This is a genomic window from Cohnella xylanilytica, from assembly GCF_014212175.1.
GTDB classification, from domain to species: Bacteria; Bacillota; Bacilli; order Paenibacillales; family Paenibacillaceae; genus Cohnella; species Cohnella xylanilytica.
This window is the reverse complement of sequence record NZ_JACJVR010000124.1, coordinates 1-1,475: the sequence shown is the minus strand read 5'-3', so window position 1 is coordinate 1,475 and position 1,475 is coordinate 1. Positions and strand designations below refer to the sequence as shown.

Annotated in this window: 1 protein-coding gene; it reads left to right on the top strand. The window is 53.4% G+C overall.

The features are described 5' to 3' along the window. Positions 1-74: 74 nt before the first annotated feature. Positions 75-1,406 (top strand): ISNCY family transposase, encoded by a 1,332-nt coding sequence (locus H7B90_RS28415; protein WP_185139281.1) that lies wholly within the window; start codon positions 75-77, stop codon positions 1,404-1,406. The last annotated feature ends 69 nt before the right edge of the window (positions 1,407-1,475 follow it).

The window sequence follows — 1,475 nt, the reverse complement described above, 5'->3', positions numbered from 1 at the left end:
TGTCGTTGTGCTGTGATAATGTCACCCTGTAACTGTTCTGAGATAATGTCACCATGGGACAGGAGACATTGACATTGAGCAGAGCAGAACTGAAGAAGGTTGTCGTGGTGGAGAAAATCATTGGTGGGCATATAACGAATGAGGAAGGAGCAGCAGTACTCGGATTATCGTGCAGACAGATCATTCGGTTGAAAAAGAAGTATTTGACGGAGGGGGGCGCAACGGCACTTGTTCATGGCAATCGCGGCAGGAAGCCTGCTCATGCGCTTTCGGATGAGACGAAAGAACGCGTAGCAGCACTTTACAGTCAGCATTATGCCGGAAGCAACAACTGCCACTTTGCAGAGCTACTCACCGAGCGTGACGCCCTGGAGCTAAGCCCTTCCAGCGTACGCCGGATCTTATTGGACAAGGGCATGAAGCAGGCCAAGCAGCGCCGCCGTAAAAAGGCACATCAGCCGCGAGAACGTCGTTCTCAGGCCGGTGCGCTCTGGCAGATCGACGCCACGCCCTATGCGTGGCTCGAAGATCGCGCCCCCGCCTTCACTCTTCATGCGGCTATTGACGATGCGACAGGTATCGTTGTCGGCGCCGTCTTCAGACCGACTGAATGCCGCGAGGGCTACTCGATTGTCATGCAGCAGGGAATTCAGCAATACGGGATCCCTCTGGGGCTCTACAGCGACCGGCATACGATCTTCAGATCGCCGAATGAGAAATTGACGGTCGAGCAGGAACTGACCGGCGATACGAAGCCGCTGTCCGATTTCGGCAAGGCCATGGAGGAACTTTATATCACGCACATCAAGGCGATGACCCCGCAGGCGAAGGGACGCATTGAGCGGCTCTGGGGCACGCTCCAAGACCGCTTGGTCATCGAACTAAGACTACTCGGTATCAACACGATTGAGGCGGCCAACGAGGTGTTACCGGCGCTCTTGCGCAAGCATAACCGCAAGTTCGCTGTGGAGCCGAAAAGCTTCGAAAATGCCTATATGAAGCTGGATTCTTCCATTCGTTTGGATTATGTATTTACGACTCGTGAACGGCGAACGCTTGGGCAAGGAAACACGCTATCCTATGCCAACAAAACCTACACCTTCGCTAAACCTACTTCTTATCGCCTCGATGCCAAGACGGTCGTAGAGGTGCGTCAGACGCTTTCGGGAGAAGTCATTGTGTGGCACGACGATACGGCCATTAAGCTCACAGAAATCGAGAAGCCGATCCGTAAGCCCAAGCAGGAAACGAAAAAGGCGAGTTCTGCGCAGCCACGCAAACCCGCCCAAGCGCATCCGTGGAAAACCACGGTGCAACAAAACCGTATCAAGCGTACCACAAGCAAGAGCGATTTCCAAGACGCTCTGTATTCTCAGCACAACAGCTTTGCCGAGGCTCTCTGGTGAGCCTCGGCACCACTTAAAAGTGACATTTTATCAGACGAGTTAAGGTGACATTATCACAGACGTTTGACA